Origin of the sequence: Methanobacterium formicicum DSM 3637 (assembly GCF_000302455.1) — an archaeon.
Taxonomy (GTDB): Archaea; Methanobacteriota; Methanobacteria; order Methanobacteriales; family Methanobacteriaceae; genus Methanobacterium; species Methanobacterium formicicum_A.
In genome coordinates, this window is the sequence record NZ_AMPO01000004.1 from 1 (window position 1) to 15,225 (window position 15,225).

Annotated in this window: 11 protein-coding genes; 8 read left to right on the plus strand and 3 right to left on the minus strand. The window is 37.5% G+C overall.

From position 1 onward, the window contains the following. The 6 genes from A994_RS05355 to A994_RS05375 form a co-directional block, all read left to right on the plus strand. The coding region (locus A994_RS05355) for a hypothetical protein (RefSeq protein ID WP_004030321.1) at positions 1-377 on the plus strand (377 nt) is incomplete at its 5' end. 492 nt (positions 378-869) lie between these two features. After that, positions 870-1,661 (plus strand): PqqD family protein, encoded by a 792-nt coding sequence (locus tag A994_RS05360; RefSeq protein ID WP_192812697.1) that lies wholly within the window; start codon positions 870-872, stop codon positions 1,659-1,661. Next, a complete protein-coding gene (locus A994_RS05365) occupies positions 1,661-3,373 on the plus strand; it encodes an asparagine synthase-related protein (protein ID WP_004030323.1) in 1,713 nt (570 codons plus the stop codon). The genes A994_RS05360 and A994_RS05365 overlap by 1 nt, the downstream gene beginning before the upstream one ends. 247 nt (positions 3,374-3,620) lie before the next feature. Then, positions 3,621-3,767 carry a hypothetical protein gene (locus A994_RS13265; protein WP_157787262.1) on the plus strand — a complete coding sequence of 49 codons (147 nt, stop codon included), beginning with the start codon at positions 3,621-3,623 and terminating at the stop codon, positions 3,765-3,767. Positions 3,768-3,855: 88 nt separating this feature from the next. After that, entirely contained in the window at positions 3,856-4,815 is a 960-nt protein-coding gene (locus tag A994_RS05370; protein WP_004030324.1) for a hypothetical protein, read from the plus strand. A 206-nt stretch (positions 4,816-5,021) separates the two neighbouring features. Then, complete coding sequence (locus A994_RS05375; protein WP_004030325.1) at positions 5,022-9,041, plus strand: nidogen-like domain-containing protein; 4,020 nt, start codon at positions 5,022-5,024, stop codon at positions 9,039-9,041. Positions 9,042-9,143: 102 nt separating this feature from the next. Here A994_RS05375 and A994_RS05380 read toward each other — a convergent pair whose 3' ends face one another. From A994_RS05380 to A994_RS05390, 3 genes are read right to left on the minus strand one after another with little or no spacing between them, the layout of a single operon-like run. Next, positions 9,144-9,539, minus strand: a complete 396-nt coding sequence (locus tag A994_RS05380; RefSeq protein WP_192812698.1) for a lasso peptide biosynthesis B2 protein — start codon at positions 9,537-9,539, stop codon at positions 9,144-9,146. Between the two features lie 8 nt (positions 9,540-9,547). Then, positions 9,548-9,829, minus strand: a complete 282-nt coding sequence (locus A994_RS05385; RefSeq protein ID WP_004030327.1) for a PqqD family peptide modification chaperone — start codon at positions 9,827-9,829, stop codon at positions 9,548-9,550. Positions 9,830-9,887: 58 nt separating this feature from the next. Then, complete coding sequence (locus A994_RS05390; protein WP_004030328.1) at positions 9,888-10,880, minus strand: phosphoenolpyruvate carboxykinase (ATP); 993 nt, start codon at positions 10,878-10,880, stop codon at positions 9,888-9,890. Between the two features lie 195 nt (positions 10,881-11,075). Between A994_RS05390 and A994_RS05395 the strand changes: the two genes are divergently transcribed. Together A994_RS05395 and A994_RS13030 are read left to right on the plus strand one after the other, a co-directional pair. Then, positions 11,076-12,407 (plus strand): ATP-binding protein, encoded by a 1,332-nt coding sequence (locus A994_RS05395; protein ID WP_004030329.1) that lies wholly within the window; start codon positions 11,076-11,078, stop codon positions 12,405-12,407. 242 nt (positions 12,408-12,649) lie between these two features. Continuing rightward, entirely contained in the window at positions 12,650-15,103 is a 2,454-nt protein-coding gene (locus A994_RS13030) for a DUF1616 domain-containing protein (RefSeq protein ID WP_004030330.1), read from the plus strand. Positions 15,104-15,225: the final 122 nt, after the last annotated feature.

Here is a 15,225-nt window from a genome sequence, read left to right on the forward strand (position 1 = left end):
GGGGCACAGCCAACGGACAAGCACCCACACAAACAGAACCCACAAACACCGAACCAACCGAAGAAGTATGGGGCACAGCCAACGGACAAGCACCCACACAAACAGAACCCACAAACACCGAACCAACCGAAGAAGTATGGGGCACAGCCAACGGACAAGCACCCACACAAACAGAACCCACAAACACCGAACCAACCGAAGAAGTATGGGGCACAGCCAACGGACAAGTTCCTGCAACAGACATATCAAGTAATAAACCAGGCCAACTCACTGCAGTTAAAACTACCAAAATTAAAAAATACGACCTAAAAAATATTTTTTTAGAATTAAAAACACTAATATTTCCTAAAACAATAAAATTGAATCACCTTAAATGACCCTGCAATTCCCTTAACATCCACAACCTTATTTGATGCTTTTGTTTGTTGGGGAATTAGAACTACCAAAAAAAACATAAATACACGTTTTTTTAACTATTCTTTTTTACATATTATCTAAATTTCACGGTCTTTTTTCTCAATAAAGATTCTAAACATTTTTTTAAATCAATTGAAACTAGTATACTAAAGACCATTAAACTTATTTTATTAGAAATATTATTGATCAAAAGTTATGTTTTAATACTGTTTGATATAATATCTAATCGAAAGAATTATAATATAAATTCGGAGGAATTCTATATATTCAAAAAGGATTACAAAATTCCACCAGAAGACACAGAACGTTTAAAAAACCTGTCGAGATCACTTGAATCTTATAGGGGTAATTTAAAATTTGTGGACTACAAAAATGCTGAAGAAGCTTGTGAAAAACTCGCTTCCAAGATATTAGCTGTATACTCACCCAAAGAACTAGAATCATTTTATTTTATGGCAATTCCCCGAGGTGGCCTAATAGTTTTGGGGATGTTATCATATTTGCTTAACCTGAAACAATCACAGTTTGAAACTTCAGATCAACCAGACCAGCCAGTGATGATTGTTGATGATATTGCTTTAACAGGAAAACGAATATCTAAAATTTTATCTAACACCCAATCTTCACACGTCGTAATAGCTAACTTGTATTCCCATCCAGATCTTCGTAAGTCGATATTAGAAAAGGAACCCCGTGTAAAATATTGTTTCTCTGCGCATGACTTGAAAGACCAAGCAAGAGGTAATTATCCCGACACAAACGATTACTATTCTTGGAGAAAAAAAATGAATAAACGGATGGGTGGACGTTATTGGATTGGGCAAGTTGACTTGGTAGGTTTTGCCTGGAGTGAACCTGATTACCCTTTTTGGAATCCTGTAACTGATAAATTAGAGGATGGTTGGAGGTCCCTGCCTCCTCATAAATGTTTAAAGAATAGATCTATTTTTGGAATATTACCAGATGAATCTGCCACAAAAGATTTACAACTTTCGTCCGCAGTAATCATGGGATGTTTCCATGATGAAATTTGGCTCTTCCAAAAAGACACCCAACAAATTTACTCCTTAACTGGCGTTGCAGCTGAAATATGGCGAGTTTTAGTTTCATATGGTAACATTGAATCATCAATACCATATTTAATGGACAAATATGATGTTGAAGAATCTATTTTACGCCTTGACTTGGAGAGCTACGTTGATGATCTATTGGAAATAAAAATATTCAAGAAAAGGGATAGCTGATGAGTGGTATCTGTGGTGTTGTGAATTTTAAGGGTCGACAAATTAATAAGGATACTCTGAAGAAAATGGTAGACTTTATAGACTACAGGGGTCCTGATGGAATCAACTATTTAGTGGAGGATAATGTTGGACTGGTTAACCTAGCATTTAACACTACTCCAGAATCACTCTTAGAAAAACAACCATTATTGAGAGGGGACTTAATTCTGACCGCAGATGCGAGGGTGGATAATCGAGAGCAACTGATAAACATTTTAAGAGATAAAGGTTATTTAAGAGGGATAAAACATACCGATGCAGATCTAATTCTCGCAGCGTATGAATGCTGGGAAGAAAACTGTCCAAAACACATAATAGGAGACTTTGCCTTCGCAGTATGGGATAAATCAAAAGAAAAACTCTTCATAGCTCGTGACACAACAGGTTTACGCCAACTTTTCTATTCTTTTAATGATAATACCCTTTTTTTTGCCAGTGCAATGCAACCAATTGCCCATGCACTTCCTAAAATGCCATCACTGAATATACAACTTATGCAGGACTTTCTTCACAGATCTTTCAACTTGTGGACGTGCCAAACCATATTCAAAGGAGTTTCAAGATTACCCCCTGCCCATTCTATCACAGCTGAGAATGGTTCTTTTAAGAAACAACTTTATTATATTTTCGGCCAACAACCAAAACCTGATTTTTCAAATGATGAAGAATGGATAGATGCTTTCCATAACCTTCTAGACGAAATTTTAATAAACCAACTACGCAGCATAACACCCGTAGGGATATGGGTTAGTGGTGGTCTGGACTCTTCCGCATTAGCCTGTCAAACATATCATTTGAGGAAAAAGAATTCAGATTTGTCTGAAATCAAACTCATATCCGGAGTTTTTGATGATATACCTTCTGCAAATGAAAAACATTATTTTGACAGTGTTGCAGATTATTGTGAAGGAACACCGGTTAGATATGTGATCTCTGATGATAAATGGGCATTCTGTGAGTTAGGGCAAGATGATGATTTTCCTCTAGACGAACCTGATATTTGGGAGTTGCGCGGGTATACTCGTGGAATTATGAAAGCAACCCGAGAAGAAGGATGTTCAGTGTACCTTACAGGGTTGGGGTGTGATGATCTAGTTGGACAAGCTTTTTACCACATCCCAGTTGCCTTACGTGACGTTAAATTAAAAGATTGGACTCAGGAAATCTCTTGGTTCAAGAAAAAAGGAGGGTTTAAATTAGCTAATTTACTTTTAAAAGCTTATTTATTCCCTATTATTCCCAATAATCTCGTATTAAAATTTTGGAGGCTTTTAAACCATGATAATTTAGACTGGTTAAATAAGAATTATAAAGCTTCAGATAGGAATTCGTGCAAACTTAAAGAAAATTTTTATAAACCTCCAGGCTTAGATAGTTATGGGCTTAAATCATATCAGATGTTAAGAAATCCCTGGTTTACTTCATCTTTTGATATTTTTGGCATTATGGCATTTCACAATGGAATAGAACTAAGACAACCATATTTGGATCGGAGAATGATAGAATTTCTAATTAAAGTCCCCAATCACTTACGTTCTTTTAATGGAGTTACTAGAGTTCTTTTAAGGGAAAGTATGATGGACAAAATGCCCGAAAATGTTCGCACAAGAAGTGATAAAGGTTTAGTAACAGAACTCTATTATAATGGATTCCATAAAGAAAAAAAAGAATAAAAAGTCTCCTCCAAAATTCAGAACTGGAAAAGCTTGGTTTAGTGAATTCAACAAAATTAAAACACGAATTTGAATTACTGTGGGAAAAAAACTATTACAATTCGAAATATATGGCCTGGTATATCACTCTTGAAACATGGTTAAAAAAAAATAATGAATTTATAATATAAATATAAATATAAGCCCAGATTATATGCATATTCACGAACATTATTGTTAATTAAATACAATTGGGAGAATAATTAATATGACAGATAATGAGAATAACAAAAGAAAATCATATGAAACTCCAAAAATCAAAGTCCATGGAAACATCAAAAAACTAACTAAAGGTAGTGATGGTGATGAAGCTGATGGAACTGCAGGTGGAACTTTATATACTTACCAAGGTTAAAATGCGTTATGTAATTTACAATAAAATTTTTCTTAAGAGATAATATTAATTATTTCATTTTTAAAATTTAATATTTTAGCTCCCACTTATGAAAGTGAAAAAATATTCTCTTTTCGGCCTGACTATTGCTACTGACTTTAATTTTGTAAGTAAATTAAGTAGGGGCTACTTTAAACCAGACATATATTTCAAAGTAGTTCAAAAACCTCCAATTGATTTTTCTTTGACCAACGAAGTTTTTTATGATTCTTTTTCTACAAATAGGTCTTTAAAAGGAAAATTTTGTTTTTACAAACTGAAAAAATGGGATTTACTTCGATTTAATGGTTATTCTGATTATTACATTAACGATAAACAAATTATCTGCCATATTCATCAGGAAGAATATAATCTAATTGAAATTCAATTTTTAGGAATTGTTTTGTCTTACTGGCTTGAAAGGAAGGGGATACCCACCATTCATGCCTCCGGAGTTAATGTTGATAACAATGCGGTAGCATTTCTCTCATCTAACAAAGGAGGTAAAACTTCAATCGCTGCTTCTCTAATGCAAAAAGGTTTTCATTTAATTACTGATGATATTTTGCCCTTAGATTTAGTTGACGAAAATATCTTATGTAGACCAGGTTACCCCACTATGCGAATGTGGCCAGATGAAGCAGAATACTTTTTGGGGCATTCTGATGATCTTCCAGTCGTACATCCTGAAATCTCAAAGAAAAGAGTTTTTGTAGGTTTAAATGACTTTGGAAGATTTGATAACTATAAATCAGAACTTAAATGCATTTATATCCCCAAAAGGATATCTAAAAAAAATGAAATTGAAATAAAGCCAGTTACTCCTGTTAAAGCAGTTTTAGAGCTAGTCAAACATTCATTTAGCCCTTATTTAGTAGAAACAATGGGCTGGCAACCAAGACGTCTTGAGAAATTTGCCACTATCATCAAGAAAGTGCCAGTTAAACAACTAATATATCCAAGTGGTTATAGATATCTGCCTAAATTATGTGAAGCTATTTTAAATGACATAAAACAATCTCAAAAATAATTTTTCTGTTTTTTTAGATGATATTATTTATTATAGGACACTGATTATTACATTCGTTGTTCACATCCAACAATTTTGCACTCAGAAAAGAAACCTTTATAAGGATGAATCACACAACTAATGAGTATTATATATATAAATGTGACATATGGCACATCAAAATATAGCTCATGTGACCATCTTCACAAAGTCTTTGGTGGAATGTTATGAGAGTATCAAAATATTATAAAAAATTGGATAAAAAATTATTATTTATTGCTTTTTCTTTAGTTTTAGCTATCATTTTATCTGGAGCAGTGTCTGCAGCAGCAGATATTCAAGTTAACCAGAGTGTTAACAATACCAATCCAAATTATAATGAAACTGTCAAATTGACAACTACTGTAACCAATAATGGACCTGATACTGCTACAGGAGTTCAAATAACCACCAAATTGCCAGATAACTTAACATATATTTCAGATGACTCTAACGGAGCATATAACCCAACCACAGGAATTTGGAACATCGGTACTATCAACTACGGCGATTCACCCAAATCACTTAATATAATTACTAGAGTCAACGGTACTGGAACCATCAAAAATTTAGCTTCAAAAACAGTACAGACCAATGCAGACCCTAAACTTGATAACGATGCCCAAGAAGTTGTTTTATCTGTACCCGAAGCAGCAGATATAGCTATTGATAATTATTTATGGTATCCTGATTCTAATTATTATTATAGTAACACACCAGTATTTGTAGTAGACGTGCGAAACAGAGGCGCATCCGGATTAAGCGATGCAACTAATATTGTTGTGACCTATACAATTGGAAGTGGCTATGAATTCATAGCTTTCAACACTAGAGGCGTAGGAACAGCCACCTATGACGAAAACACCAGAACAATAACCTGGAACATACCACTCATACCCAAAGGTGTCAATTCAGGTGGACCAGCTTGGATGAACGTATACCTAAGAGTAATCACCACAGGAAACCAAACACCTGAATTAACCAATACAGCAAAACTCGTTTCTTTAGACCAGTATGATTACAACAATGCAAACAACGAAAAAGGCATTGCCATTACTGTTCCCAAAGCACATGACATAGAAGTAAAACAAACCTTTACGACTTCCACTAATATGAATGGTGACAAACTTGTGACTTATTACATAACAGCAACCAACAATGGACCAGACGACGCACAAGGAGTCATTATAAAAGATTTATTACCATCCGGCCTCCAATGGTTATCAGATGATGGAGGAATATATTACAATCATACAACTGGAATATGGAATGTAGGCAACATCGCAAACGGAACAACCAAAACACTAATCATAACGGCTAATATCACTGCAACAAATGGAACCATAAAAAACAGTGCAATATTAACTGCCCCATTAACACCCGTTTTCACAGATTGGAACTACAACAACAACGGACAAACCACAGATCTAATAGTATCTGGAACTTACACCCCTAAAACTAACATAGTTGTTGATAATTACCTATGGTATCCTGATTCAAGTTATTACTACAGTAACACACCAGTATTTGTAGTAGACGTGCGAAACAGAGGGAGTACAGCAGAATACGATGATGCAACGAATGTTGTAGTGACCTATACAATTGGAAGTGGCTATGAATTCATAGCTTTCAACACCAGAGGCGTAGGAACAGCCACCTATGACGAAAACACCAGAACAATAACCTGGAACATACCACTCATGGCTAAAGGCCTCAATTCAGGCGGACCAGCTTGGATGAACGTATACGTAAGAGTCATCACCACCGGAAACCAAACATCCGCATTAACCAATACTGCCACATTAGTTTCACCAGTATATTCAACACAACCCTCAAAATCACTTGCAATTACTGTTCCGGCTGCACACGATGTTGAAGTTAAACAAACTATAACCGGAACCACAAAATACCAAGATACAGTCACTATCACCATTAATGCCACTAATAATGGACCTGGCGATGCTACAGGAGTTAAAATTAAAGATATACTACCATCAGGACTTCAATGGATTTCAGATGACGGAGGAATATATTACAATCATACAACGGGAATATGGAATGTAGGCAACATTGCCAACGGAACAAGTAAAACACTGACTATAATCGCTAAAATCATTAGTACTGGCACCATATCAAACAGCGCAATACTAACTGCCCCATTAACACCCGCTTTCACAGACTGGAACTACAACAACAACGGACAAACAGTTGAGATAGAAGTTCCTGCAGCAGCTGATATTGGGGTTAGTCAAAGTATCAACAATACAACTCCCACAGTTAATGACACAGTTTCAATTACAGTTAATGCATCCAATAATGGGCCAAATTTAGCCACAGGTATTAAAATATCTGATATTCTACCTAGTGGATTAGAATTCGTATCCTGCAGTACCAACTATGGTAGCTACAGTAACGGCATATGGACAATTGAAAACCTTTTAAGTGGACAAATAGCAACTTTAACCATTATTGCCAAAGCAGTTAACGTTGGTAACTTCACCAATATCATAAACAAGACATTTGCAAATCAGTTCGACTGGAATAACACTAACAACATGGCAAGTATTAATCTTGCAATTAGCGGAAAAATCCCTGATGATATCTTCACCAATGAAGGACAACAGGGAGGAGTAGTAAACTCTGACGATGGAACCACATCTGCCATAACATTACCATTCCCAGTTACATTTTATGGTCAAACTTACAACACCATTTACATCAATGTTAACGGGCTAATCTCCTTTGGCACTCCAATGCCAGGACCATACTACCGAGATTACCCCGACAATGTGCCTTACATCGCAGCATTCTGGGGTGACCTTGACATTACCCACGCAGGTAGCATTTATTACACCATCGAAAACGATAAAATAATCATAACATGGGATAAAGTACCAGGATACACTCAAACAGACAAATTCAACACATTCAGAATTATCATCAGAAGCAACGGTACATTCACCTTCGATTATGATGATATGGAAATGGCAAATGACCTTTCTAACATAAATAGTAAAGTCCTGATTAACAGCGGCAGCGGAACTAATCCTACCAAAACATTCTGGAATGGTGCACAAGATCTCAATCTAATAGATAATAAAGAGATTAACTTTGACAGCAATGGAAATCTTCTAGCACCTAACTCCCACATTGGCATTACATACACTGTTAACAACAACAACCCTAACTATCAGGATAACGTAGTGTATACCATAAACGCAACCAACAATGGAGCCAGCACTGCTACTAACGTCAATATCAAATCATTACTTCCGTCCGGCTTAACTTATGTCTCCAGCAGTAGCCCTGATTATAACAGTGACACTGGTATCTGGGATATCAGTACTTTAGCCCCTGGAACTAGCGCCATTTTAACTATCACTGCAAAAGTAACAGGAGCAGGAACAATCACTACCTACGCCAACACCACCGCACAGGACCAGTATGACCCTAACGCTTACGATGGCAAAACATTAACTCTAACAGTTCCACAATCCCATGTAGCAGTTACTTATACTGTAAACAACAGTGCTCCTAACTATCAAGGTACTGTAGTGTACACCATAACTGCCAAAAATAACGGACCAAACACTGCAACAGGCATAAATATAACCTCAAAATTACCTTCGGGATTAACATTTGTCTCCAGCAGCAGCACTAACTATGATAGTAACACGGGAATCTGGAATGTTGGGACTCTAACCAACGGATCTAGTGTCACTCTAACAATTACTGCAAAAGTGGCTCAAACTGGAACCATCACCACCTACGCCAACACCACCGCACAAAATCAGTACGACCCAACAGGTTATGATAAAAAAACATTAACCCTGACCGTGCCAAAAGCTGCAGATATAGGTGTAACTGTTAGTGCAAGCAATACAACGCCGGGCTGGTTGTCAAGTTTTGACATATATGTTGATGTTGTTAATAATGGCCCTGATCCTGCAAATGGAGTGGTAATAACTACTTCGTTACCGAGTGGAATAAATTACAACTCTTATTCAAGTTCACAGGGATCTTACAACTCAAACACCGGCAAATGGACTATTGGAACTCTAAATCCAGGTCAAACTGTAAGATTAACGTTACATGTTACTAGAAGCTTTATTTCTGGAAGTAAAACTGTAACTGCTAAAAAAACAGCTGAAACAGAGTACGATCCTGTAACAACTAACAACTCAGGTAGTGTTGTAATCCGAAGTTAGTACAAGCAACAAAGAGTTACCCTGATTATTCAGGGTATTTTTCTAATTTTTTAATTATAAACTAAATAAAACAAATAGTTATTATTTTTTTAAGCAGTAAAATTACTTAATATCAGCTAAAGGTGTGAAGTCTTTCTCGGATTTGCCTAATACAACTTTTTTATCATATTCCAACCAAGCATGTGCTTCAAACTCCTCATTATATATCACACCAATGAGAAGTCGTGGTTTATAACCATGTTGTTGTAAAAGTATTTGTCCAGTTAATGCATTAGTAAGACATGTTGAACGAATTACAAAATGACTGGTTACATTTACAGCCCAAATTAACTTATGAAAATTAATTTTCCCATTATTGTGTCTTTTTCCCATATTTCCAGTTATTTCACGGACTTTTTGGAAAGGAAATATCCAAACGATTAATCTTACATAATAATTTAAAAAAAATGTTTTTAAAACAAGTTTCTTATCCTGAGAATTTAAGTTTTTAAAACTCATAAAAACGGTCATTTGATCTCTACCAATCCATTTTCTGCCATCTGCCCTATAAGTTCGGTTAAATCATTAAAGCAGGTCGTTTCATCCACATCGTATTCATCCCTTATCTGGTCGATAATTTCATGGATGGTTACGGGTTCCTGGATGAATTCCCATATGATGGTTCCCATCTCATTGAGACCGTAGTAAACTCCTTCTTTCATGTCCAGCATGGCGGTTTCCCCACCAAGATCACAGGACACCACATCTTTACTCACCACAATTGTTGATGATTTAGATAATTCTGTCATTGTAAATTCCTCAAAAATTGATTTTACTAGTTCTATCTATCTGCTGAATATAAATTCTTCATCCAGATTTAAAATCCTTTTCGATGATGTGAATTAAATCAGGAAGATTGTTAAAGGAATGAATCAATACCAAACGTTTCACAGTAACATTATTTATCAGCTGGGCACAGTTTATTAAATTCTCCTTCTGAGTGGTTTGCTGGAATATACGGTTGGCAACTGAGTGACGGATTAAATCAATCAAGTTCTCCTGAGACTTTAAAACGGATATTCCAGTGTTAACAATAGGTTTTCCATTATCTAATTCAAGAATGACATTTCCATCCACTCCATCCTGAACTTTCTCAATAACGTAGATTTTCTCCAGCATCACTGGTTCCGGGGAAAAATGGTAGGATGCATCACAGAACACCTTACCCGCCAGGGTCTTCAGAGGAGTTAAAATATCGGTGTGCTCCTTAACCTGGTTGTAAGCTTCTTCTGATAAACGCACATGAGGATAACCTGGATAAACCACTGGTTTTCCTGATTCATCAAATTTTATGGCCAGAATATCATCTGCCACCAATGGATATCCTTCCACGTAGAGGTGGATAGCAGTGGTGGATTTACCATTACCACGGTGTCCCAGGAAGGCCACTACCCCAGATATATCACTTGTGGCCACATTACCCATGTTAACTGCACTACCGTGTAAGACTAAAAAACCTCGCTGGTGAAGCATGAGGGACATCACCGGCCCCAGCAGGAAAGGAATTAAATTAAGTTCATCAGAACCATCCAGATCAGCAATTGGTTCCACAATCACCTGCTCACCATTACTGATCTTAACCTTCCCAATCTCATCCCACCACAGGTATACATCAGATCCTGTAACCAGGTAATTGGGTCCCTCCACCTCGGCCCAAGTAACATGGGATGGATCAACGGACCCCAATATGATCTCAACATCAGGATCACCTTCCTTAAGTTCATAATCAGAACTTTCAATCATTCCGGGTAGTTCAATTTCTGATGCGATTTCCAGCCCAAATGCTTTATAGGTGAACATATGATCTTTCTCCATTGTTAGAGAGATAAAATTTTTACAAAGAGATAAATTATATTCTAATTGACAAGATAAATATCTTCCAATTTTTCTCAAATGTTAAGAAATAATTGAACAATAGTTATATTCCATAAATTACAGAAGTAAACACTTAAATTAACAAATTTAACTAAAATATCAAGAATTGGGAGCTTTTAAATGAATTTTTCCAGAATCTTACAAGACGAAAAGCAAAACGGAGTAGAATTCATAGAATCCATGGATGAAAATGCATTTTGTACCATATCCGCATTCTCCAACACCGATGGCGGAACACTGTTCTGCGGAGTTAAAAATAAAAAAAATATCCCTGGTTTTGACTGCAGTGACAAAAATATCCAGCCACTCACCACCAAAATAATAGATAAAATGGGAATCAACCCCACAATCTCCTGTTTTAACTGGGAAGAAAAAACGATCTTAAGAATTGACGTTAAAAAAAGTCCCAATCCTATTTCATACAATGGCAGGTACTACAAAAGGATCCATAATAAAAACACCAGAATCTCAGGAGACCAGTTAAAGGAGTTCTTCTTAACCGGAACCAACTGGGACGGAATGACCAATGATTATAGTATAGAAGAAATTGATGAAGAATCCCTCCGGAAATTCACCAAAAAAGCAGTCCGAAGAGGCAGGCTCATAGCAGATGATAAGGCGGAAGTACCGGAAATACTCAAAAAGCTTAACCTCTTAGTTGATGGCAGGCTCACCAATGCTGCTATCATCCTCTTTGGCCGGGACCCCCAGAAGTACTTCACCAACGCCATGGTCAGGGTGTTAAGGTTCAAGGATGATGTCAATATTTACGACCGAAGAGTTACCGGTAACCTGTTCCAGCAGGCTGAAGAAGCAGAAGAAGCCATTAAAAACTCCATCAATGTGAAATTCGAAATAAAGGGCAAATTAACCAGAGAAGAAGTCTGGGACTATCCCCTTAAAGCCATACGTGAAGCTTTAATAAACTCCCTAGTCCACCGGGACTACTTCAAATTCCAGGTCCAGACCCAGATAAAGATATTTGATGACCAGATATGGTTTTTTAACCCTGGAGAACTGTTCGGTGGACTGACCATTGAAAAACTCCAGACACCTCACCCTTCTTCAACCAGGAATCCTTTAATTGCGGAGATGTTCTTCAAGGCAGGCCTGGTGGAAGTTCATGGATCAGGCATACCACAGATGATGAAGTCACTCGAAAACGCCGGGCTCCCAGAACCTGATTTTAAAGAAGAATTTGCTGGTTTTTCGGTTTACATGTTAAAAAACGTGTATGATAAAGAATATTTGAAAAGTTTAGGCCTTAACCGCAGCCAGATCCAGGCAGTGTCACATATACAGGAACACGGATCCCTAACCATGTCGGATTTCCTGCGTATTTCCCCAGGAATAAATGAACGTACACTCCGGAGGTATTTAGCAGACCTGGTGGATAAAAAACTTATAGTAGCCATTGGTGAGAAGAAAGGAAGAAGGTATGAACTTTCTTAATATGTATAATGAATTTTTAATATACATGAAGCATATTCAATAACGGACATTATAACGGACATATCGGACAAAATAATGAGTTTCATACGAATATGGATCTCATATTTTTTTTGTTAAAATTAAATTTTTAGTGCGGCTTCTAATTTTTCATTTGGTTCTAAAAAAAGGTAAGATAGAAATAATCTGATTAAAGGACTCATTAACACCAAGTATTTTATACAAGTTCATCCAAACAACAGATTATGAAACTCTCATCACAGAAAGACCTTTTACTCATTATCATCCTCAGCATAGCAGTTCTAATAATGAGCTGGCTCAAGCTGATTAAAGGATATCCATTATCACTATTACCAACGATTTTAGTTTTATTCTTACCAGGATACGCCCTGATTACGGCAATCTGGCCCAGTGATGAGAAAATGGGCTGGACACTCCGATTAGGTCTGGGCTTTGTTCTGGGACTGGTTTTCATCCTCTTTTTACCACTGATACTCAACAGCCTCAAGTGGACTGCACTTACAGGGTCCCTTAATCAGATACTCCTCATAGTGACTATTGTGTTCTCCCTGATTGCCATGGCCCGAAGGAAAGAACCCACAGATGAACTGGAACCTCTCCGCAGGGATCCCCAGCTCACACTGGAGGAATCCATTGAGCGTGCTACTTTAATGCGGCAGAAAGCAGAGGCAGAAGCCAATGAATATGAAGATCACTACGAAGGTGATGGGGAATATTATGAGGATGAATACTATGAAGAAGAACCCCCTGAAGGGGAAGAACCATTCCAGGATGAAGAAGAAATCCCCGATGAATATTATTCTGAATATGATGAAGGTTTAGAGGATGAAACCCAAGGGGAACCTGAGGAAGAACCAGGAGAAGAACAATGGAAAGAACCATCTAAGGAATTTGAAGAAGAGCCGGGAGATGAATTTGGGGAAGCCCCTGATATAGAACCTCGAAAATATCAGGATTTGAAGAATGAAAAACCCATCCAGTATGAGAGAATTAAGGATAAATATCCTTTGGATGAAGATGAATCATATCCAGATGAGGAATACGTCCCAGATTACCATGAAGCTTCCCAAGACGAGGAAGATCATTCTGAACAACCACGAGGTGTTCCCTTCCGAGTAAAAGAACCAGTTAAAACCTCACCCACAGATTATGAATCGGAAATGGATAAACCAGTGTGGGGAGAAGAACCAACCCATAAGAAACCTGGTTTTCGAAACTGGGATCTGGTTATGATCCTCTTTTTAAGTGGAATTTCACTCCTGTTCCTGTATTTCAATCCATTAAAAACCACAACCACTTCAATTGTTTTCTTTATCTTACTCCTGTTTATCTTAGGTTATGCAGGGCTAACCATCATCTTCCCTGATAAATCCAGGACCAGTTCAAGGAATCTCCTCATTGCCAGTACAATTATTGCAATTATCTTATTCATCCTATCTTTCCTGGCATGGAACATGCACCTATTACCAGCTGTACCCAAGTACGTGGTAACCATAATGTTCGTGGCCTCCATAATACTGGTGGCAGGGGCATTCTTAAGGAAATGGTACTTACCAAGTAGTAAAGAAGAAGTACCGGAAGAGATTTCCCATTATCCTGATGAAGGCCTTGAAGACAGAGAGAAAGAAGCTGAAAAAACAGAAGAGGTAACTCCTTCCCCGGAAGCCAAGGAAGAAACCCTGAGAAAATTACAGGCCATCAGCACTCCTGTGAAAACAGATAAAACAGTAAGTAGTGAGGATACACCTAAAAGTGGAAGTATTGTAGATACAAATAAAGCGGGAATTGTTGATGAAAAAGATGTTAAAAAAACACCTCCAACAGTTAAACCACGTAACTACCATCTGGACATCATCCTAGTGGTGGCCATCACCCTCCTCACAGTGGCCTTCGTACTCATACCACCACTCAATAAGACATTCGTGAGGACTATCCTTGGAATTTTACTGGTTTTATTCATTCCAGGTTATTCACTCATCGCAGCTCTTTTCCCTAAATGGGGTGACCTTGATGGTATTGAAAGGGCGGCGTTAAGTTTTGGTTTAAGCATTGCAGTAACACCTCTCATTGGCCTGGCCCTTAACTACACCCCCTGGGGCATTCGACTGGATCCTATACTCATCAGCCTTACCATTTTCACACTGGCCATGTGTGTAATCGCCTTTTTAAGGCGGAGAAGTTTACCAGAAGAAAAACGGTTCTTTGTACCTTTCGGTAGTTTTGCAAAGGATATTAAAGGTTCATTTAAGGGAGAGTCAAAAACAGAGAGGATACTGTCCATCATACTCATCATCAGTATCATCCTGGCTATTTCCACCACTGTTTACATCATAGTGAAACCAAAGCAGGGTGAAACATTCACCGAATTCTACATATTAGGATCAAACGGTACTGCCAGTAACTACCCCACTAACCTCACCACTGGCCAGAACGGTTCCATGATTATTGGCGTGGTAAATCATGAATACACCACCACGGACTATCTTTTAGTGGTGAAAGTGAATAATACCATCCTTAAAAACCAGACACTAACCTTAACCAATGGCCAGAAGGTGGAGATACCCTACAATTTCACTGCAGGCTCCACCGGTCAGAAGAAACTGGAGTTCCTGCTCTACAAGTTACCGGATAACGAGACTGCTTATCGGTCCCTGCATCTGTGGATGAATGTTACATAAGTTAAATCCCTGAAGCTTAAGTTAAATCAAAAAATGGGAATCAACTAAAAAGTCAAATCCAAGACCAGAGATTAAATCCAAAAAGAAACAAATCCAACGGGAAATTAAATCCCAAAAGAAAA